This is a genomic window from Lebetimonas sp. JS138 (assembly GCF_000523335.1).
In the GTDB taxonomy this organism is placed as follows: Bacteria; Campylobacterota; Campylobacteria; order Campylobacterales; family Nautiliaceae; genus Lebetimonas.
On the sequence record NZ_ATHT01000001.1, the window covers coordinates 245,255 to 264,995 of the forward strand.

Annotated in this window: 21 protein-coding genes and 1 CRISPR repeat array; of the genes, 3 read left to right on the forward strand and 18 right to left on the reverse strand. The window is 27.6% G+C overall.

Annotated elements, in window-relative coordinates; all coding sequences use genetic code 11:
- The first annotated feature begins 18 nt into the window (after positions 1-18).
- Positions 19-813 carry a hypothetical protein gene (locus DZ67_RS0101315; RefSeq protein WP_024786907.1) on the forward strand — a complete coding sequence of 265 codons (795 nt, stop codon included), beginning with the start codon at positions 19-21 and terminating at the stop codon, positions 811-813.
- A 211-nt stretch (positions 814-1,024) separates the two neighbouring features.
- On the opposite strand, the gene DZ67_RS0101320 is transcribed toward DZ67_RS0101315, so the two are convergent.
- From DZ67_RS0101320 to DZ67_RS0101345, 6 genes are all read right to left on the reverse strand, one after another.
- Positions 1,025-1,513 carry a hypothetical protein gene (locus DZ67_RS0101320; protein WP_024786908.1) on the reverse strand — a complete coding sequence of 163 codons (489 nt, stop codon included), beginning with the start codon at positions 1,511-1,513 and terminating at the stop codon, positions 1,025-1,027.
- A complete protein-coding gene (locus tag DZ67_RS0101325) occupies positions 1,510-2,412 on the reverse strand; it encodes a radical SAM protein (RefSeq protein ID WP_024786909.1) in 903 nt (300 codons plus the stop codon). The genes DZ67_RS0101320 and DZ67_RS0101325 overlap by 4 nt, the downstream gene beginning before the upstream one ends.
- 45 nt (positions 2,413-2,457) lie before the next feature.
- Positions 2,458-2,982 carry a YqhA family protein gene (locus DZ67_RS0101330; RefSeq protein WP_024786910.1) on the reverse strand — a complete coding sequence of 175 codons (525 nt, stop codon included), beginning with the start codon at positions 2,980-2,982 and terminating at the stop codon, positions 2,458-2,460.
- Positions 2,982-4,007, reverse strand: coding sequence for an aspartate-semialdehyde dehydrogenase (locus DZ67_RS0101335; protein WP_024786911.1), 1,026 nt, complete (start codon positions 4,005-4,007; stop codon positions 2,982-2,984). Before DZ67_RS0101335 ends, DZ67_RS0101330 begins: the two co-directional genes overlap by 1 nt.
- 9 nt (positions 4,008-4,016) lie before the next feature.
- Complete coding sequence (locus tag DZ67_RS0101340; RefSeq protein ID WP_024786912.1) at positions 4,017-5,132, reverse strand: sigma-54-dependent transcriptional regulator; 1,116 nt, start codon at positions 5,130-5,132, stop codon at positions 4,017-4,019.
- Between the two features lie 154 nt (positions 5,133-5,286).
- Positions 5,287-6,324: an AraC family transcriptional regulator gene (locus tag DZ67_RS0101345; protein ID WP_024786913.1), complete on the reverse strand. Its 1,038-nt coding sequence runs from the start codon at positions 6,322-6,324 to the stop codon at positions 5,287-5,289.
- 99 nt (positions 6,325-6,423) lie between these two features.
- On the opposite strand from DZ67_RS0101345, the gene cowN reads away from it, so the two are divergent.
- Together cowN and DZ67_RS10520 are read left to right on the forward strand one after the other, a co-directional pair.
- The gene (gene cowN, locus DZ67_RS0101350; protein WP_024786914.1) at positions 6,424-6,735 is read left to right on the forward strand and encodes a N(2)-fixation sustaining protein CowN; all 312 of its coding nucleotides are present in this window, start codon (positions 6,424-6,426) and stop codon (positions 6,733-6,735) included.
- 299 nt (positions 6,736-7,034) lie between these two features.
- Positions 7,035-7,172 (forward strand): hypothetical protein, encoded by a 138-nt coding sequence (locus tag DZ67_RS10520; protein WP_156919558.1) that lies wholly within the window; start codon positions 7,035-7,037, stop codon positions 7,170-7,172.
- On the opposite strand, the gene DZ67_RS0101360 is transcribed toward DZ67_RS10520, so the two are convergent.
- The 12 genes from DZ67_RS0101360 to DZ67_RS0101420 form a co-directional block, all read right to left on the reverse strand.
- Positions 7,169-7,432 carry a hypothetical protein gene (locus DZ67_RS0101360; RefSeq protein WP_024791705.1) on the reverse strand — a complete coding sequence of 88 codons (264 nt, stop codon included), beginning with the start codon at positions 7,430-7,432 and terminating at the stop codon, positions 7,169-7,171. The two genes, DZ67_RS10520 and DZ67_RS0101360, sit on opposite strands and share 4 nt — an antisense overlap.
- Positions 7,371-8,087 carry a hypothetical protein gene (locus tag DZ67_RS0101365; RefSeq protein ID WP_024790543.1) on the reverse strand — a complete coding sequence of 239 codons (717 nt, stop codon included), beginning with the start codon at positions 8,085-8,087 and terminating at the stop codon, positions 7,371-7,373. Before DZ67_RS0101365 ends, DZ67_RS0101360 begins: the two co-directional genes overlap by 62 nt.
- Positions 8,088-8,178: 91 nt before the next feature.
- Positions 8,179-9,943: a CRISPR direct-repeat array (repeat unit 30 nt; unit sequence ATTTCAATACTCCAATTGTATCGGTTTAAT).
- A gap of 391 nt (positions 9,944-10,334) precedes the next feature.
- Positions 10,335-10,634 carry a CRISPR-associated endonuclease Cas2 gene (cas2, locus tag DZ67_RS0101370; protein WP_024786917.1) on the reverse strand — a complete coding sequence of 100 codons (300 nt, stop codon included), beginning with the start codon at positions 10,632-10,634 and terminating at the stop codon, positions 10,335-10,337.
- Positions 10,631-11,626, reverse strand: coding sequence for a type I-B CRISPR-associated endonuclease Cas1b (gene cas1b / locus DZ67_RS0101375; RefSeq protein WP_024786918.1), 996 nt, complete (start codon positions 11,624-11,626; stop codon positions 10,631-10,633). Before cas1b ends, cas2 begins: the two co-directional genes overlap by 4 nt.
- Positions 11,627-11,634: 8 nt before the next feature.
- Positions 11,635-12,123 carry a CRISPR-associated protein Cas4 gene (gene cas4, locus DZ67_RS0101380; RefSeq protein WP_024786919.1) on the reverse strand — a complete coding sequence of 163 codons (489 nt, stop codon included), beginning with the start codon at positions 12,121-12,123 and terminating at the stop codon, positions 11,635-11,637.
- The gene (locus tag DZ67_RS0101385; RefSeq protein ID WP_024786920.1) at positions 12,117-12,356 is read right to left on the reverse strand and encodes a hypothetical protein; all 240 of its coding nucleotides are present in this window, start codon (positions 12,354-12,356) and stop codon (positions 12,117-12,119) included. Before DZ67_RS0101385 ends, cas4 begins: the two co-directional genes overlap by 7 nt.
- Positions 12,353-14,593: a CRISPR-associated helicase/endonuclease Cas3 gene (locus tag DZ67_RS0101390; RefSeq protein WP_024791706.1), complete on the reverse strand. Its 2,241-nt coding sequence runs from the start codon at positions 14,591-14,593 to the stop codon at positions 12,353-12,355. The genes DZ67_RS0101385 and DZ67_RS0101390 overlap by 4 nt, the downstream gene beginning before the upstream one ends.
- Positions 14,562-15,320, reverse strand: a complete 759-nt coding sequence (gene cas5b / locus DZ67_RS0101395) for a type I-B CRISPR-associated protein Cas5b (protein ID WP_024791707.1) — start codon at positions 15,318-15,320, stop codon at positions 14,562-14,564. The genes DZ67_RS0101390 and cas5b overlap by 32 nt, the downstream gene beginning before the upstream one ends.
- Complete coding sequence (gene cas7b / locus DZ67_RS0101400) at positions 15,310-16,290, reverse strand: type I-B CRISPR-associated protein Cas7/Csh2 (protein ID WP_024786924.1); 981 nt, start codon at positions 16,288-16,290, stop codon at positions 15,310-15,312. The genes cas5b and cas7b overlap by 11 nt, the downstream gene beginning before the upstream one ends.
- On the reverse strand, positions 16,283-18,217 hold the full coding sequence (locus tag DZ67_RS0101405; protein ID WP_024791708.1) for a hypothetical protein: 1,935 nt from the start codon (positions 18,215-18,217) through the stop codon (positions 16,283-16,285). Before DZ67_RS0101405 ends, cas7b begins: the two co-directional genes overlap by 8 nt.
- Before the next feature lie 43 nt (positions 18,218-18,260).
- On the reverse strand, positions 18,261-18,944 hold the full coding sequence (locus DZ67_RS0101410; protein WP_024786927.1) for a CRISPR-associated endoribonuclease Cas6: 684 nt from the start codon (positions 18,942-18,944) through the stop codon (positions 18,261-18,263).
- 312 nt (positions 18,945-19,256) lie between these two features.
- The gene (locus tag DZ67_RS0101420) at positions 19,257-19,739 is read right to left on the reverse strand and encodes an LPP20 family lipoprotein (protein WP_051440275.1); all 483 of its coding nucleotides are present in this window, start codon (positions 19,737-19,739) and stop codon (positions 19,257-19,259) included.
- Between the last annotated feature and the right edge of the window lie 2 nt (positions 19,740-19,741).

Sequence of the window (19,741 nt, forward strand, 5' to 3'; positions counted from 1 at the left end):
CTAACAAAAAGGAAAGAAATGAAAGAAGTTTTCAAATATACCTTTATAACATTTGCGCAGTGGCAAAAATTATTATTTGTTATTTTGATTGTATCAATTTTTACGCTCATTGAAGCATATCCCGTAATCAGTATTATCGGATTTATTTTAGAAAAAATAATATATTTAAGTATAGGCGGTTTTTTAATTTATCTTGTAAACAACACAAAAAATACAGACGAATATTTCCATAATTTAAAAATTCAGCCGATAAGCAGTTTTTTATTCCATTTTATCCCTACCGCAATCGGAATTTTAACAGGTAATTTTATCATTATTTCTTTTTGGGCTTTTTTATTTGTAATAATTTTACAATTCAGCGGGAGCATGTATCTAATGGCAGATCCGCACTCATTTTTAATAAATCTTGAAAATGCTTCTTTCATTGCTCAGATTATGCTTGGAATTTATTTAATTTATTTACTTTTTTTCAGTTATATTTTTCTCGGTAAAATAGGGGAAGCTTTGAATAAAAGTGATTTTAAAGGCTCTTTTATTTCCATAATAAGTTCTTTAGTAGATTTTAGATTTTGGATAAGAACATTCAATTTCAGATATTTTATAATTTATCTTATCTGGTCTGTAAGTATTTTAATAATTTATTCAATTCTTTCATTTGCTTATTTATTTTATATTTTTCCTACAATTGCATTAAATCCAAATATAAGTTTATTAGTAATTCCTATTTTTGTAGGAATCACCACATTTATTAGCTATTTTACGTTTTTCTGTGCCCATTTCAGTTTTGTTACTACAAAGATTAATTGGCATTAACTAAAAAAATATAACGAAAAAGTAAAAAAATGACAGCGTTGCGGAATTTAGTGAAAATTTTGCGTTTAAAAAATTGCATTCAACCCGTCAGGGCGCTTGCGTTTGCAATTTTTAGCAAAATTTAAGTGGTGCTTTAGCAAAATGAAGCATTGAGCTGTCATATTTTTATCTTTAAAGTTATTTTAAAAATAATTTTTTTAATCAGTACAGATTAATTATTAAATTTTTTTTTATAAAAAATCAGGTAAGCAAATGTTACTGCAGGTACGACACTTAAGCCAAAAAGAAAACTTAATACATCAAATCTGTTTGATTTGCTTAAATATAAAAATCCTGCAACCAAAAAAACATATCCTAAAATCCTGATGATATTCATTCCGCCTTTAAAATTAAGTAAAATTGCCTCATACCATTTTAATCTGTTTTTTTTATATTTTTTAACTTCAATCTCTTCTTCATCGTCCATATTATGCGGGTCTTCATATTTTTTTAAAATATCCTCTCCTACATTGCCGTTTTGAAGATTATGCTTAACCATTCCGGCATAACCGAGAAAACTTCCTAAAATTATAAGTGAAGTCGAAAAAAAGGCAATCTGGGTATTATACAGCCAAAGCAAATTATTTTCCAAAAAACAAAAAACAATAATCCCCACATCCACTGCAAAAAGGATTTTAAAAACATTAAAAAATTCTTTCATACATACGCCTTATAAAATTTTACTCCGCCAACCCAAATTTCTTCAAGCATATTTTCTTTAATCAAATCATTAAAAATTTTTAAAGTATGCTCATCCAAAATATTTTTTACATCACTTTCACTAAAAGGTCTTTTTTTAAGTGTTTCAATAAGTTCTTCTTTTGTCAGATTTTCTATTTTATAATTAATTTTATCTCTTGTTGGAATAAAAATATTTTGATTTTTAATATTTTCTGCAAGTTCAAAAAGTTTCTCTATACTTACACCCTCAACATTATAAGCAGGGGGTCTGTCTATTGTGGATATATCTACCCTATCCGGCTTAATATTCGCCAAAACTTTGTTTAATTTTTTAAATTCCTCATCTTTGTCATTTATACCTTTTACCACCAAAATTTCTATAATCAGTTCACTTTTGTAAATTTTCCTAAATTCAATAATTCCTTTTATAATCTCTTGAATATCGATACCTTTGGCTGGTCTGTCAATTTTTTTGAAAATATTTGGGCTTACGGCATCAAGGGAAAGTTTTACAATATCAAGTTTTTTTAAGGAATTTTGAGTTTCTTTTTTCATAATGGTGGAAGAATTACTTAAAATTAAAAGTTTTTTATTTAATGTTTTTAATTTACCGATAAGTTCATCTAAATAAGGATAAAGAGTGGGTTCACCGTTACTTGTAACAGTCAATACATCAAACTGGTATTTTTGTACTGCATCTTTTACTTCATTAAAAATATCATCTACTTTTGGAGGATTGTCATAATTATTAACCGGTTTAGCCGGAGATAATTCACAGTATATGCAGTCAAAATTACATCTTTTTTTATCAGGGCTTAAATCAATTCCAAGGCTCATACCAAAACGGCGGGAGGCCACAGGACCAAATATGTATTTCATATTTCACTTCCATTTTTCATTATACATTTTTCATTATACATTTTTTTAATGAGCTCCTTTATGCATATAATAAAGTGCAAGGGCTAACGCTAAAATACTGCCGGCAAGATAAAGCATTTCAAGGGGTGTTGAAAAATTCATATGAATTACTTTTTTAAAAAAGCTTACAATCAACACCATTACGACAACTTTTCCGAGTTTGTCTTTAAGCTCATCTAAACTGTGAATTGCAAGAATTTTACTTCCTGTTTCACTTCCTTCCGCATCATCAATTTTGGAAATAAAAAGCTCATATAGGCCAAAAGAAAATAAAAGCATCACCACCGCAATCAAATACAAATCAACAGCACCTATAAGCCCTCCTATAAGCAGTGAATGGAAATTTTGGGGATGATAATGCGCAAAAAAGAATTTATAAGTCACAACCACCATATTCCAGACATCGTAACTTGCAACCGCAAATAAAGCTATTGCACCGAACATTCCGAAAATTACCGCCAGTATTACTATTATCCGACTGTTCCAGAGGGTACTTTCAAAAACTGCTTCAATTAAATTTCTTTTTTCCATTATTTCTCCATTTCTATCCATTTTTTTGCAATTCTCACGGCGTTTGTTGCAGCACCAACCCTTAACTGATCTGCAACATTAAAGAAATGAAGAATATTATCATCATATAAATCTTTTCTGATTCTTCCCACATACACATAATCGGTATCCGTAGCAATTACAGGCATAGGATATTCATTTTTTTCGGGATTGTCTATTACCTTTACATCTTCAAAATTTGCCAAAACTTCCCTTGCCTTTTCAACAGACACTTCTTTTTCACAATAAATACTAATAGCTTCACTGTGGCTTCTAAGAACCGGAACCCTCACGCAGGTTGCAGCCACTTTAATATCAGAATGCAATATTTTATTGGTTTCATTTACCATTTTCATCTCTTCTTTCGTAAAACCGTTATCCATAAATTTATCTATATGGGGAATTACATTAAGTGCAATCTGATATTGAAAAACTTCCCTTTCTTCCACTTTTTTATCCAATTTGAAATTAAAAACCGCCCTCATCTGCTCTAGCAGCTCTTCCATACCTTTTTTACCGGCACCGCTTACAGCCTGATAAGTGGCCACATCCACCCTGTTTATATTAAATTCTTTATGCAACGGTGCAAGAGAAATCACCATTTGAATAGTCGAACAGTTTGGATTGGCGATAATTCCTGTTTTTTTCCATAATGCAATATCCCCGGAATTCACCTCAGGTACAACCAAAGGAACATCCGGATTCATCCTGAAATAACTGGTATTGTCTATTACAACAGCCCCCGCTTCGGCTGCACACGGTGCAAATTTTGCACTCACACTCCCTCCCGCAGAAAAAAAAGCAATGTCTATTTCTTCTTCTTTGAATACATCACAGGTTAATTCTTTTACTTTTAATACATCACCTTTAAATTCAACTTCTTTTCCAACACTTCTTGCACTTGCAAGGGGAACAAGCTTTTTTACAGGTATTTCATATTCTTCTATAGCCCTTAAAAGCTCTTCTCCTACCGCTCCTGTCGCTCCTACTACTGCTACGTTAAACATTAATTCTCCTTATAATAAAAATAAATTTTCTTTTTTTATAACTTTTTCGCTTAAAATTGCCGCTCTTTCAATTATATTGATAAGCTCCCTTATATTTCCTCTGAATTCATAATTCAAAAGAGCTTCTTTTGCCTCATCGCTCAAATTTTTTTCTTCCAAACCGTATTCATTAATTGTTTTTTTAAGTATATCTTTTGCAATTGGAATTATATCTTTTTTTCTCTCTCTAAGCGGTGGGATTTTGACAGGAATTGTAGCAAGCCTGTAATATAAATCTTCCCTGAATTTATTGTTTTTTATCATTTCATCAATATTTTGATTTGTAGCACTTATTATTCTTACATCAATTTTAGTCGGTTTTGTGCTTCCAAGCCTGTTTATTTCTTTTTCCTGAAGCACCCTAAGGAGTTTTGCCTGAAGATTAAAAGGCATTTCAGCTATTTCATCTAAAAAAAGTGTCCCGCCCTGGGCCAGTTCAAAAAGTCCCGGTTTTGAAGCGGTAGCATCTGTAAAAGCCCCTTTTTCGTATCCGAAAAGCTCACTTTCTATTAAATTTTCAGGAATTGCACTCATATTAATTGCAATAAATTTACCGCTCCTGCCGCTGTTTTCGTGAATAAATTTAGCAAATTCCTCTTTTCCGACCCCGCTTTCACCAAGAAGCATTACACTGGCCATTGTAGGCGCCACTTTTTTAGATATATTTAAAACTTCTTTTGTTTTTTCATCTTCGGCAATAAAGGAAGGTTTAACCGCAGCTTTTTTACCCTTTGTTTTAGTTACAACTTTTTGATTTCTCTCAATCGCAGCAATTAAATCCTCGATTTCAAAAGGCTTTGTCAAAAAATCCTTAACCCCGAGCCTTAATGCCTCAATCGCCCTGTTTAACGTGGCGTTTCCCGTAATTAAAATTACTTCATATTTACCGTTTAATTCTTTTGCAAAGTCAATACCATCCATTTTAGGCATTGTAATATCAGAAATAATCAAATCTGTTGAATCATTCAATTTTTTAAGTGCGTCAATAGCATTTCTAAATTCAACGACTTCATATCCTTCGGATTTAAGTGCAAGTGAGAGAGATTTTCTCATATTTATATCATCTTCAACTACAGCTATTTTCACTTAAAAACCTTTTTTTAATTTTTATAAATTATAGAGAAAAATTAAAAGGTAGTCAAATGAAATTAAATAAACAGGATAAGAAGTTTACTTTTTTAATATACTCATTTTTTTAAAGAGAAGTATAAAAAAGTTTAACTGTTAACCAAACCTCTTCTTAATCTGTCTCCACGGCAGCATGTCCAAGATTATACGGAATTTGTGCCCGATAGTGATTTGGTGACATATTAAACCATTTTTTGAATGCCCTTGAAAAAACACTAATCTCCGTATAACCCAGGTACAGAGCGATTGTGGCAATATCAAGACTAAAATTGTGCAGGTAATGCAAAGCAAGTTTTTTGCGCACCGATTCAAGAAGTTTTGTATAAGAGTACCCTTCTTTTTTAAGATTATTTTGCAGAGTTCTAACAGAAACTGATAACTTTTTAGCTATAAACTCTATACTTATCCCATTATTTCCAATATGTATCAGAATCTGTTTTTCAGTCCGTGTATGCCAAGAGTTATCGTAAAGGTCTTCAATTATTTTCTTTGCCTGCTGTTCAAAATATTTTACCATCCCTTCATTTGGAGTTTGCAGCTCAACACAAAGCTTCTCTTTTGAAAACACAAGGGCATTTTCATAGGCATTAAATATTAACTTTTTTCCAAAAAGCCGATGATACTCTTCCGGTTCTTCTATCTCATTATGTTGAAAATAGGCATATTCCGGTTCAATATTCACTGCCGAAAGTTGTCTTATAAGGCTAATTACGGCAGCAAGATGAATTTCACTTTGATACCGGTTTAAAGCAACTAAAGGATTATTATAAAGATGAATGGCCAGTTTGTAACCTTTTTTAGTTTCTGTAAGAATAAACTCAAGGTTTTTACCTACTAAATGTGAATAATAACAAAGTTTTTCAAGCATTTCACTTACGGTTGCGGTATTGCTGAGCATATATCCAAGCAGTCCTAAAGATTGTGGGGAAGAAGCTTCTCCAAGATGAAGCGCTAAAAAAGGGTCATCACAAAGTTGTGAAGCCTTTTGAAAAAGAAAACGCAATTTAGAGCTTTTTATATATGAATGTTCCTTTGTAAAAATCTTCCGATCAATTCCCACAGCTTTTAATAAAAAATTGATGTCTATTTTATAATGTTTTTCTAACATTAATAAAACATATTGCAGAGTAATTACTGAAACATGTTCCAATTTTATCCTTTTTTTTCGCAATTTATCAAAAATATTTCTTTTTTTGTATATATAATTATACTGAATTTATTGGATAATAAGTGTAAAAAAGGATTGAAAATGGATAAAAAACCGAGAATAGATGAAAGATATACCAGCTTTGCCAATATAGATTGCTTTACTAATGCATGCAATGTTATCGGACACATGTTAAGAATCACAAAACAGCCGAATATGATGAATGCATACTGGGAAAAATATATTCCGCAAATTCCGGAAGCATATTTTAAACCTGAAAATAAAAATTTACAAAAAGAGGATGTTTTATATTTTGTATGTTCTAAGAAATTTTATCTTGAAGAGCTGTTTGAAGATGCCGAAGATGAAGCTGCACTTGCTGCATTAAGTGTTTGCGAATTAGAATGTTGTTAATACAACACCTATGATAAGATTTTTATAAAGTAACATTTGTTCTTTCAATCTTTAAATGCCTCTTTTACAATTTCAATACTTCACATAATAAGGGGATCAGGATTTTACTTTTTCTTGACATTAAATTCCAAGGGCTTAACGCAAGTTTATCTAATTTTGCTTTAAGACTTAACGACCTTGAAAACAGAGCTTTTGATATAGTTTGCAAGTATTTAGAAATAAATAACGATATAACAATAACATACCCTAAAACTTTCAGCATAATCGACACGCAAAAAGAAATAACGGTATTACAAGAAATGAAAGAACTTGTAAATTCTCCGACTTATTTTAAACTTAAAGCAATGCAAATAATAAGCAACGATTTAAACACTATTGACCCGGCAGATTTTGCGATTATTGCAAGTGAAGTGGAAGACAGTTTTAAGGAAACTTAAGCGGTTTCTGCTATTCTTTTGTTAAGATTATTTAAAATAATTCCTTTCAATTTCTTTAAAAATAGTTTATCACTCCCTTGACTTTTATCTTTTTCTATAATCTTTAATGCTTTTTTATCAAGTTCTATAACTTCTTTTTTGTTTTCAAAAGGAATTAATGCCTCTCTATCAGCTAAAAATAGATGTCCTTCTCCAAAATCACTCTCCCAAGTTTTTATATCTATCTTGTAACTTTTTAAAAGCTCTTTTAATTTTTTCATTTATTTTTCCTTTTCTAATTTCTCCGCCTACTTCTTTATGTAATTCTTCAAAACTTTTCTCATCAGGCTTAATTTTATAACTTGTCATAATTTCACCATTTTCATTAAAAACAACAACCCAATTATCTTTTTTATTATAGCACAAATTATCCCAACTGTTCTTATGAATTGCTAAAATATATGTATCCGCTTCAATTATACAATCTAACGTTTTCAAAATATAATCTTCTTCATTTGTAATATGTCCTAAATTTTTTCTTTTTACTATATGATTTTTAAATTTCTCTTTACTCATCCATAATTTATAAAAATCTTTTTTAACATTTTTTATTAATTCCACTCTTTTTAAAATTTTATTTTCAATTTCCAATTCTCTTCTTTTTTCAAAATTATATTTCCTATTGCTAAATAAATCCGCATATTTCCTTATCGGATACTTCGGTCTGATAGTATTAAAAATCTTTTCAATATCTTCGCCCTGCTTAAACCTGTTCAGCATATCGTAAGTGCCGAGTATTTCTCTCTGCTCTCTTTCGTCAAACTCATTCATTGTATCCTGCACGGTTTGTTTCCAGCTTTTCCTTTTGCCTGTAACTTTGCCGTAATACGGGGCATAAATACATCTGCAGTGAGGATGCAACGGTGTAGTCCTCATTTCCGCTTTTGGAACTATCCCACGACCAAATCCCATATTTAAATTTGCATAAAAATCACATATATCCGTTTTTGGATACTAAATGTTCACTATTTCAATACTCCAATTGTATCGGTTTAATATGATTATATAGTTCTTAAGTTAATCAATAATTTTAAAATTTCAATACTCCAATTGTATCGGTTTAATACGACTACAATAACATTCAAGTAATTTTGGGGATTAATTTCAATACTCCAATTGTATCGGTTTAATGCTATAAAAGGGCAAAACTTTTTGAAAGTATGAAAGCGATTTCAATACTCCAATTGTATCGGTTTAATACGAAAATTTAGAAGAAATAACAGATAATAATAAAATATTTCAATACTCCAATTGTATCGGTTTAATGTTTTCCGATAGAATGCGTAATGCTATTTTGAATTGATATTTCAATACTCCAATTGTATCGGTTTAATGTTTCTATACACAATAAACTTCCTTTTGAATAATATTTCAATACTCCAATTGTATCGGTTTAATTTCTTCAATATGATTCAAGTAATCTATTGGATCATATTTCAATACTCCAATTGTATCGGTTTAATAATTGCAAAAACTTAAATTCACTAATTGTTAAAAAAATTTCAATACTCCAATTGTATCGGTTTAATGTTTCTATACACAATAAACTTCCTTTTTTTAAATTATTTCAATACTCCAATTGTATCGGTTTAATAAATATGGCAGGCGATATGGAAAGACAAAGCAAAAATATTTCAATACTCCAATTGTATCGGTTTAATTTTATGATTTTATGCAAGAAATGAAGTAAACAATGAAATTTCAATACTCCAATTGTATCGGTTTAATCTTAATTCTTCCTTTTGTTTATTTTTTTCTTCTTCGTATGATTTCAATACTCCAATTGTATCGGTTTAATATAGATGTTCCTTTGATTGTTTTAAAAATTAAAAAATTTCAATACTCCAATTGTATCGGTTTAATATAATATAGTGCTATACTTTTTATAGGAATAAAGTTATTTCAATACTCCAATTGTATCGGTTTAATATTCTTCCGATAGAATGCGTAATGCTATTTTTTCAAATTTCAATACTCCAATTGTATCGGTTTAATAAAGCAGGATTTAACTCACTGCAAGCAAAAACAGTAATATTTCAATACTCCAATTGTATCGGTTTAATTGTCCTTCTAACCCACTTGATTGGGAAGATTATTTCTAATTTCAATACTCCAATTGTATCGGTTTAATCTACGGTTATCCAAGAAACAACAATTTGCATCTTTATTTCAATACTCCAATTGTATCGGTTTAATTATAAAAGCGAATGGGTATGCGAATAAGTTTAAGTATATTTCAATACTCCAATTGTATCGGTTTAATAAATAAGTGAAAAAGTAGCATATTATCTAAAAATTAATATATTTCAATACTCCAATTGTATCGGTTTAATTGGATTTCTTCCTTTTGTTTATTTTTTTCTTCTTCGTATCATTTCAATACTCCAATTGTATCGGTTTAATGAAGCTGAAGGTTTAGTTGATGAATTTGAAAAAAAATTTCAATACTCCAATTGTATCGGTTTAATACTTTAACTCTATTCATACCCTAACTCCCTTAAAATATTTCAATACTCCAATTGTATCGGTTTAATGAACCATCATTCCTTGTAGTTGGGTCTATATCTTTATTTCAATACTCCAATTGTATCGGTTTAATATTTAATGAAAATAATCGAAGGTTATCTGCTAAAAAATTTCAATACTCCAATTGTATCGGTTTAATAAGTAAATTTATGATGAAGATATTGGGAGATTAGATATTTCAATACTCCAATTGTATCGGTTTAATAGTTAACTTTTATTCATTTCAATACTCCAATTGTATCGGTTTAATATAGCTATGGAGCATATCCACTTACAAATCCAACCGTATTTCAATACTCCAATTGTATCGGTTTAATCAAATTAACATTCCTTGTAGTTGGGTCTATTTCTAATTTCAATACTCCAATTGTATCGGTTTAATATAAAGCCAACTGGGTATGCAACAGGTGTAAATAGATTTCAATACTCCAATTGTATCGGTTTAATACATCAAATTTCGGGCTTTTTGAAAAGTAATATCCCGAAAATTGGGGTTTTTCCAACCAAATTCAAAAAAAAATTAAATTTTCAAAAATCTTTTTCTAATTACGATTTTATCGATATTTGAGAATATTGTCAAGAAAAAAAGGTTGGAAATCAGATAAAAAGATTATTCTCTTTTTTACCAATTGTATCTTCTAAAAAGCTCTCTTTATTTTTAAGTTTTATTAAAGTTATAAAATCAAGTTCTTCATCTATGACTTTTTTAAGTTCTTTTTGAAGTTTAATTAAATTACTCGGCGATATTTCACCTCTGAAAACAGATTTTTGATGATGATTTAGATATTTTTTGCAGATTTTAAAAACCTTATGCACCCTTCTTTTTCCGGCTTCACTCTCTTCATCAGCAATATCATACATCAAAAAAACATAATTAACTTTATAATCTTTTTTCATCTCTTTTCCTTCAAGCTAAAAGGTTTAAATGGTTTATTTTGAATTAAAAATTTAATAAGTTTGTACCCATCAAGCTTAATAGCACTGTTGTAACTCACCATTCTTTTAAGTGTTTTATGTTTAAATTTTTCATTTAGTCTTTCCTCAAAAGCACTTATAAAAATTTTTTTGCCTTCTTCATTTAAAAGGGCATAATTAAATTTTTTATCAAAATGTTTTTCAACTCTCAGTTTTTTTCTGTTTACCAAATCAAAAATACTTCTAAAAACAATCACGGGCTTAAATGCTTCGCTTAAATCAAGGCTCAGACTAAACCTGCTTTCACTCGGAGTATGCAGAAAGCTAATAGACTGGTCTAAATGTGTCTTATAAATTGCACTTACTGTTTTAGTATAAAGCAGGGTATTGCCAAAAGAAATCAAAGCATTCATAGGATTATCAGGCGGTCTTTTAACCCTTTTATTAAACAAAAATTCCTCAGGCAAAAAATATTTGAAACTATCATAAAACCCAGCCCATATATTTCCTTCGATAAATAAAAGTTTATTGATATTATCCACTTTTTCAATAAACCTTGGAATATTCTCTCTTAAATATCTCAAAAATTCTTGAAGTTCATTTTTACCGTGCCTGAAATAGTGATACAAAACTTCATATATATTTTCACTAATCCCTAAAACAATCGCTTTTGCAATAATTAATCTTTCATTTTCATATGCTTTAACCTGTTTAATAGTCAAATTTCCACTAATATACTTTTCTTTTGGATAAAAACTCCCACTGTAATTTCCAAAATAATTAAAAAAATGCAAAACTATCCCAGCCCTACTGCAAAAATCCAAAAATTTTGAATTAAGACTTACTTCATTCATAAAATATATTTCCCTTACCGCCTCAACAGGAATATATTTCCACCCCTTTTCATTTCTAAAAGCAATTGAATTATCTTTTCTTTTAATTTCACCCATTGAAAAAATATATTTTGTTTTCATCCTATCCCTCACAAAAAACAAAATTCATAATAAGCACATTTTTTGCATTTACTCTCAAACACAGGCTCAGGCATAGGTAAACTCAGCAGATTTTCAATCTCTTTTATTATTTCTAAAAGCCTTTTTTCATTTTCATCGTTAAGTTCTATTTCAATTCTTTTTTTGTTTTGTTTTCTCTTTTCAAAAACTTCAAGCTTGCCTTTTTTTATAATTCCTTTTTGTTTAAGTCTGTATAAATAAAAAAGCAATTGCCATTTTGCCGCTTCCAAATCAGAATCACTCTTTTTTACTTCAATTACATAATCTTTTGTGATTTTATCTACTTTTATATTTTCGAAACTAACTTCATTTACTTTTGTTTCATCTATTTCGTGCAAAACCTTACCAATTCTAACATCTTCGCTGTTATCTTCAAGATTTATTTTATTATAAAAAAGCCAAAGTTTAGTTTTGCAGATAAAGTAGTATGAGATTAGCGTTCCCGTGAGGTCTACCAAAACAACCCTTCAACCCTATCTTTAACAAACTCAACTATTTTTAAACTACCAGTATCTTTGTCAAAAAATTCATTTGTGGATAGATAAATACCAAGTGCGTTTTCAAAATTTTCTTTTATCGTTGAAATAACTATATCTTTATCACTATCTTTCCAATAGTAAAAATTTTGATTGACCGTATATAAACTTACATTTTTCTTAATTTTTGAATATTTGCTTTCAATCTCTTTCATATTTTTTTTTTTATTTCTCTTTTTCGTTTATCTAATTCCACTAATTTTTCCCATAATTTTTTAGCTTTATCATCTAAAGGTATGAAAAAACTAAAACTAAGCGGTGATTCTTGAATAAGTTTAAAATTTTCATCAATATTTTTAAAATTTAATTCATTTAAATCTTTATCTATTATTTTATTATTGGGTTGTGGGTTATAGTATTTATCCAAAATTTTTTGTTCATATACATCTTTTTCATTAATCTTTTTGTATTTATCAAGTATATTTATAGTTTGTTTAATATCAAATTGATTGTATATTTTATAACCTTCAAACTCTTTATTATTAATAAATCTTGCAATTTTGATTATATCAGCTTTTCCAATCTCTTGTTTCTCTCCACTTCTATTTCTTCTTCCCATTGATTGAATAATCAAATCAAGTGGTGCTAATTCTTCAAAGCCATCTTCTAAAGATATATCAACACCTGCTTGAATTAATTGGGTTGCTACAACAATTTGTTTTATACCATTTTTTGAGTTTTGTTTTATTTTTTTGATAATAGATTTTCTAACAATTGGTGCAACAGCACTTGTGAGTAAAAATATGTTATTTTTAGCATAATTACTATCTATTTTCATAAGATATTCATATATATCATTTGCAATATTTACAGTATTTACCCTAAAAAGTAACTCTTTATTTGTTTTAAGTTTTTGATCTATTTTTTCATATAAGCTATCTTGTGAATATGTTTTTGAAATATCTATATTTATTTCATATCTGTTGAAAAAGTTATCTATCTCTTTTTGTTCTAATATCTTGTTTATTTCTTTAAATGTATAGCTATCTTTTAAAATCTCTTTTTTAATATTTGGAAAAGTAGCACTTGCGACAATAATTTTACAATTAAAAATTTCGCTCATAAATTTTAAAAATTTAGTAATTGTATACATATGTTTTAGTGGGATTAATTGAACCTCATCTATTAGAATAACACTATTGATAAATTGGTGAAATCTTTTTAAGAGAGCATTTTTTCTTTTAAAAATTCCATAAAATAGCTGGTGAAAAGATGTAACTATAAAATTACTTTCTAATGTATCTAATAAAAATTGTTTTTTATCTATATCATATTCATCACTACTATTGTCATTTATTTCAAATTCTCCACTTAATGAATGCTTTTCTAAAAATAATCTATTATCATTTGTATCAAATCCCATAAAATTTAAAAGTTCTTTTAAGATAGAAGCATTCTGCTCTATCAATGTGATAAATGGGAGTAAATAAAAAACTCTTTTATTTTTATCTTTTTCTTGTATCATCATAGCAAGCTTATAAAGCAAAAGTGTTTTTCCTGCTCCTGTTGGAAGTTTTATAAAAAATATTTTATTAGAGCTAATATTTTTATTTTCAAACTCTTTTATTAAACTTTTGTAAATTTTTTCTCTAATATTATCAAGTGGAGTTTTATTTTTATTTTTGAAATAATTGCTTTTAAATTTTTCAACTTTATTAGAATCTATTCTCAATTCATCAAAAGTTTTTAAAATGTTATCTCTAAAAATTGCATCTTCTTTGTCTGCATAAATGAGTAATGAAAAAAGCACCATAAAAATAAAAATATCATTATCTTTATAATCCTTAAACCTAAAAAAATATGGGTCTATATAATCAATATCTTCCATAAAAACTCTATTTTTATATTCATTTAGAAATTTTTCAAACTTTTCTGTGATATTTTCTAATTTTAAAAGTTTATAGTAGATACTATCTACTTCTTTACTATTTTTCTTTATACCTTTAAAAATTTCTAAAATTTTTTCTAATTCATCAACTTTTTGCATCTCTTCTGAATTATCTAAATTAAGATGATGATACCTAATAGCCATAAATACAAATGAAGCTAATCTTTCATCAAGTTGAAATTCATTAATAGCAACAAAATATCCAAAAAATGCAGAAATTAAACCATGTTCAGAAAGCTTTTTTTCTTTTATGCTTAAATTATCCTTTTTTAATTTATTTTGAAAATATATAGAAGTTTTTCCAAAATCATGACAATAACAAGCTATTTTTAACAATTGTTTAAACTCATCTTTTGAAATATTTAATAGTTTAAAATTAATATCAAGTTCATCAAATTTTTTTTTAGCTTTTTTATAAACTTCTCTTAAGTGAACTATCAATTTTCTATCTGGTTCAGTATGAGAAATCAAACTAAAAGAATTGATAGAGTCTATCTTTTTCATCTTTATACAATTTTCCTTTTAATTTATCTTTATTTGTAATTTCTATTGCATAATCACCAACAAAACTTATTATCTCTTTTGTTCTTGGCAAACTTCTATCTTGGTTAAAATAAACAGGAATTAATTCATTATAAAATGTTACCGGTTTGTTAATTTTAAATTTGATAAAATCCTTTTCAAATGAAGTATATAAGTTATTATTGATATTTTTTGCTAATTCAACATCAAATTTTTCACTAAACTCAATTTTTGCAAACAAAGATTGTAAGCCAAGATATGGATTATAAACAAATCTATTATTTTTTAACCTATCAATTAATTCCTTTTTTATTTTATCATCATCAATAATTAAAAATATTTTCCATTCCATATCTTTTAAAAATTCAAATCTTGTTGGACTCCTCTGTCCTCTTTGGGGAGGATTTCTTAATGGATTTTCATTAAAAGTAAATTTTGCACTTTTCCCTTGCATTAAATTAATTCCAATCAGATCTTTTTTAATTTTTGGGGTCAATAATTTTACTGAATACAAAAATTTTTCAAATGGTAATTTTTCTATATATTCATTTTTACCCCACCCCATTATAGCCCCAATCATTCCTAAAATTGCAGTTTTAGGCGGTATTACAAATGATTGAGGCTGAGAGTTTGCAAAAGGCTTTTTAAAAAGTGCATAATCACCATTTAAATTAAAACTAATTACCTCTTTTATCATTTTAAAGCTCACTTATAGTTTTACCTTGAATAGCAAAATATTTTATTTTATCTTTTAGTTCATTATCAACTTTTAAAAAATCTTTTTCAAAAGAAAATGTATCAATGTAAATTTTTACATTTTCTATCAAATCTTTTGAGTTATTTAAAAATTTGATAAGTTCATCAAAATTTAAATCATCTTTCATATCGTCAAATTCTCTATATTTAAATTTTTTTTCATTTTTTAACTTTATAGAATACTCAATATCAGGGATTTTATAGTAATCATCATTGTATTCTATCTCAATCAAAAGCCTTGATTGTTGAGAGTTTTTTGAACGAGTATTTTTATTGTTTATTTCATTCCAAAGTGCTATTTTCATCTTTTTCAAATCTTCTTCTTTGACTTTATTTTCTATACCAGTAGTTGGGTTAAAATAGCCTACACAAGAAAAAAGCCCATAAGGAAGATAACTATATGTTGCTATTGCTCCTTGTGCATTTCCTTCACTACTTACCATTATTGATGTGTTTTGAGTTGTTGGCAGGTAAACTTTATTTAGAGTTCTGTTAAACATTTTAAATTGAACTGCACCTGTTGCTTGAGTATTATATTCATCATTTTTTCCAGCAACTACAACACCAAACAATCTTACATCTATACATTTTTCTTTTAGTTGTTCTAAATTTTTTACGATATCAAATTCTTCTGTTTTTTTACTTTTCTTTACAACTTCCATTTTTTCAGATGATAATTCCACTGCTCTTGAACCAGTTGTTTTTTTGCCACTTTTATCAGAATAAAAAACTGTTTCATCTTCGTAATTATTATCAATGAAGTCACGAATATATCTTTTTAACCTTACATCAGATACTAAAGCAGTTTGAGTATCTTCATCATATCTTTGTTCACCTGTAAATGGATCTCCATTTGGAATACAATCTTTTGCATCATATAAAAACAAAAATTCTCTTTTATTTAGTTTTCTAATATCACTCATTATTTTCTCCTTCATTTTGTGGATTTGAATCTTGTTCAGATTTTACATTATTATATAACTCATTTCCTAAAAATAGCCCAAATATAAATTCATCTTTATTAAAAGTTACATTAGTTAAATGAATCATTTGCATTGTTGCTAATTTTATATTTATACTTTGCAATCCTTCATATTCATGAAATTTTGTTTTTGCAAAAATTTCGTTCATAAATGCTTCTACTGAATTTAGATTATTTCTTTCAATTCTTTTACCAACAAAAGATAAAATTTTTTTATCATAACCGTTAATTGACCAACTAAGTATTTGTAAACTTAGCCCAACACAAACTCCAAGTTTCATAGATGGTGAATCTTTTACTAAATTTGCATTATTTAAAAAGTAGGTTAGTTTTTCTTCATAAGTTTGACCAACAAAAAAATCTATGCTTTTTTCATCATTGTTCATTTTGATTTCTCCTTTATTTATTTCATTAATCCAGTTCAAAAACAACAAATGTTTAATTACTGTGCCATAATAGTATTTGTCTTTACTGTCCTCAGATTTGCTAATGCTATATTGCATATTTTCATTCATAACAATCATTAATCTATTTATATCTATTTTATCACCCAAAGCGATTTTTCTAAAAAGTGAGGTTCTAAATTTTTTATTTGAATCTTTATAAAAAATATTATAAATATGCTGTTGCCACTTAATATTTAATGTTTTATTAAATTTTGTTTTATAAGAATCTTTTAATTTTTCAAATAATTTTATTTTTAACACTAATTGTGAAGGAATAATATCTTTTACAAACTCTATTATTTCCTTACCACCCCCAGTTTTTGCAGGTTCCCAGAAATAAAAATTCAATAAAATATCAAAACGATTTGGATTTGAAATATTTTTATCTATTAAATTTATTAATCCATCTAAATTTGATTTAGACTCTTTTATATCATTTTGAAAACTTTTTAATACATTATCATTTAAACTAGTAGCAGTAATATAACTATATAACCCCATAAAATAAAAGTTGTTATGTGTTTCTAAAAAAGTTCTTCCAATCATAAAGTCTATATAAGCTTCTTTTGACAACAAAAAGAGATTTTCGTCATCTTTAAGATTGTATTTCACATTATTTTTATCAGTAGAAAATGGATAATAAAACCCCCCACTTGGATAAGCCTTTGCTTTTTTATTTGTATATATGTTGCAATTTGAAGAGTTTTTCTTTTTTATTAATTTTGCAGAATTGTTAAATTCAATATTTTCAAAAACTTTAAATAAAAGGCTATGTTTATAAAAATACATTTGTTTGTTATTTTTCTGTATAGTTATAATTATAGGAATTTTTTTACATAGCTCGTTTATTGTTTTAGTTTCTATTTTACCTTTTAATTCTGATTTTATTTTTGATTTCGCTAAATTGGCTAATTCATCTATTTTATCAATATTAGACAAAATAGCCTTAAAATATTTTGTTATTCTTGGATAAAATGGTATCTTATTATCAATTAACATTTTTATAATTTCTGGATAAATTATTCTATCAGCATCTTTTTTAGAAACTTTTTTCCCTTTAAAGTAATTTTTTTTGATTTCTTCATATACTTTATGGTATTTTGTTTCCATAACTAAAAAATTAATAATTTGCTCTAATGTTTTTTCCTTATTCTCGTATATAAACGAGCTTGGAAAAATATATAAAATATTGCTTTTTTTACCTCTATGAACACCATATTTTAAATATAATTCATTTCCCAATTTATCATAATCTTTATCTTCAGATAAATGTCTAATTTTGCTTTTTTCATCATTATATTTAAAATCTTTACCATTCCATTCTAAAATAATTTCTACATAATATTCAGGTAAACCTTTAAAAGTAAATACTGAGCCTAGTCTATTAGATACTCTTCCAATATCTATTATTTCTTTAATCATAATACACCTTTACAAAATAACTTTAAAAGTTTATCACAAACTTTTATCCCCATTTCAAAAATCCCCCTCCAACTGCACTGTTTTTGTGCCCTAAACCTGTGCCAAGAGCCGTGAAAGCCAGCTTTTGGAAGACTTCGTCACTTCTTGGTACAATATAAAACTTCCAGCCGAAAAATTTAAGCCCTTTATAAAAAAATGTCTGGGGTTTATTGTTTTTTATTTGAATATATTCCATGAAATTATTTTCAGGTTTTAATTTTTCATTAAAGACCATTTCGTATTTTCTTATTAAATTATCCTGAAGGGCGCTCATTAAATTTATTAAATCCCCGTTTTTTTGAAAAGTCCAAAAGTCTCCGTTTTTCATAACTACAAAAACAGGATTAAGTGAGAGCATATAATTTATCTTTTTATATTTTATTTTTTTAAATTCCACGCCTTTAACTTTAAAAATATTGTCTTCATATAAAAACAGTGAATTTAAAACCTTTTTAGCCAAGTTTTCATCGAAAGAGCGGAAATAAATATTTCCTTTTTCAAAAAATCCTTTAGCGTCAGCTTTTCCGAGATTTGAAAAAACATAATTTTTAGGCTCATTATTTTTATGTCTTTCAAAACCTGAACTAATCAAAGAAGTGGCAATAAGTTTTGAAACAGCCTCGGGTGATTTTTGAAAGTGTATAGGGGTTTTTAAATTTACATTTATTTTTAACTCAAAAAATTTCATTATTCTTCTTTCAAATAAAAATAAGCAGTTCCGTTATTTATAATGATATCAAATCTTTTAGGAGGAAAAGTAAGTTTTAAATAATTATTTTTTGAATATATATAACTTAGATTTAATATTATTTTATCTTTTTCTTTTTTACATAATTTTAAAGCATCTGTTTCATCTGATTTAATGGAAAAAATCAGTTTTTTGGGCGAATTTGAAAAAGTTAAAGCTTTTGAACAGTTAAGAGTATACTTTTTTACAGTTGCATTATTTGAAACTAATTGAAAAGAAAGATAATAATCGGCAAAAAGAAAAAGGGGGAAACTAATTATTATTAATAAATTTATTCCACATCCTTACATCAAGTTTTAAATTCATAGTTACATAATAAATCCCGTCTTCAAATTTTTCCGCCTGAATATCGGCTCCTCTAATAACGCCTTCAACGTAAGTATTGACATCTGAATTTTTAAGCATCAAGTCTTTTACAGTTTCTTTTGCATTTACTTTTACACCGTACATTTTTTCTGCAAGCTGTCTATAAGCATCTGCTATTGCAGCTCTTCTTGCAAGTATTTTAGCCTGGGCGGCATTTAGGGCATCAACAGGGGCAACACCTTCACCAGTTACATAAAGAGTGAGTATGTCACTTTTTTTTGATTCTGGTTTATTTAGAATAATATTTTCATTATATTCTTTATTTACTGCAACTTTTTTAGAAACCGGCTCTGTGTTTTTATTTGTCACCTTTGTACCTGCACATCCTATAAACAATAATGACACTGTAAGAATGATTTTTTTAATCATTT

What these genes read in the sequence shown, in the direction of transcription:
- DZ67_RS0101410 (WP_024786927.1), bottom strand. Translation starts at nt 18,944, where the DNA reads ATGAAATTTTTTGAGTTAAAAATAAATGTAAATTTAAAAACCCCTATA.
- DZ67_RS0101360 (WP_024791705.1), bottom strand. Translation starts at nt 7,432, where the DNA reads ATGAAAAAATTAAAAGAGCTTTTAAAAAGTTACAAGATAGATATAAAA.
- DZ67_RS0101320 (WP_024786908.1), bottom strand. Translation starts at nt 1,513, where the DNA reads ATGAAAGAATTTTTTAATGTTTTTAAAATCCTTTTTGCAGTGGATGTG.
- DZ67_RS0101385 (WP_024786920.1), bottom strand. Translation starts at nt 12,356, where the DNA reads ATGAAAGAGATTGAAAGCAAATATTCAAAAATTAAGAAAAATGTAAGT.
- DZ67_RS0101365 (WP_024790543.1), bottom strand. Translation starts at nt 8,087, where the DNA reads ATGAGGACTACACCGTTGCATCCTCACTGCAGATGTATTTATGCCCCG.
- cas2 (WP_024786917.1), bottom strand. Translation starts at nt 10,634, where the DNA reads ATGAAAAAAGATTATAAAGTTAATTATGTTTTTTTGATGTATGATATT.
- cas7b (WP_024786924.1), bottom strand. Translation starts at nt 16,290, where the DNA reads ATGAGTGATATTAGAAAACTAAATAAAAGAGAATTTTTGTTTTTATAT.
- DZ67_RS0101335 (WP_024786911.1), bottom strand. Translation starts at nt 4,007, where the DNA reads ATGTTTAACGTAGCAGTAGTAGGAGCGACAGGAGCGGTAGGAGAAGAG.
- DZ67_RS0101420 (WP_051440275.1), bottom strand. Translation starts at nt 19,739, where the DNA reads ATGATTAAAAAAATCATTCTTACAGTGTCATTATTGTTTATAGGATGT.
- DZ67_RS0101325 (WP_024786909.1), bottom strand. Translation starts at nt 2,412, where the DNA reads ATGAAATACATATTTGGTCCTGTGGCCTCCCGCCGTTTTGGTATGAGC.
- DZ67_RS0101330 (WP_024786910.1), bottom strand. Translation starts at nt 2,982, where the DNA reads ATGGAAAAAAGAAATTTAATTGAAGCAGTTTTTGAAAGTACCCTCTGG.
- DZ67_RS10520 (WP_156919558.1), top strand. Translation starts at nt 7,035, where the DNA reads ATGAAAGAACTTGTAAATTCTCCGACTTATTTTAAACTTAAAGCAATG.
- DZ67_RS0101405 (WP_024791708.1), bottom strand. Translation starts at nt 18,217, where the DNA reads ATGATTAAAGAAATAATAGATATTGGAAGAGTATCTAATAGACTAGGC.
- DZ67_RS0101315 (WP_024786907.1), top strand. Translation starts at nt 19, where the DNA reads ATGAAAGAAGTTTTCAAATATACCTTTATAACATTTGCGCAGTGGCAA.
- cas1b (WP_024786918.1), bottom strand. Translation starts at nt 11,626, where the DNA reads ATGAAAACAAAATATATTTTTTCAATGGGTGAAATTAAAAGAAAAGAT.
- cowN (WP_024786914.1), top strand. Translation starts at nt 6,424, where the DNA reads ATGGATAAAAAACCGAGAATAGATGAAAGATATACCAGCTTTGCCAAT.
- DZ67_RS0101390 (WP_024791706.1), bottom strand. Translation starts at nt 14,593, where the DNA reads ATGAAAAAGATAGACTCTATCAATTCTTTTAGTTTGATTTCTCATACT.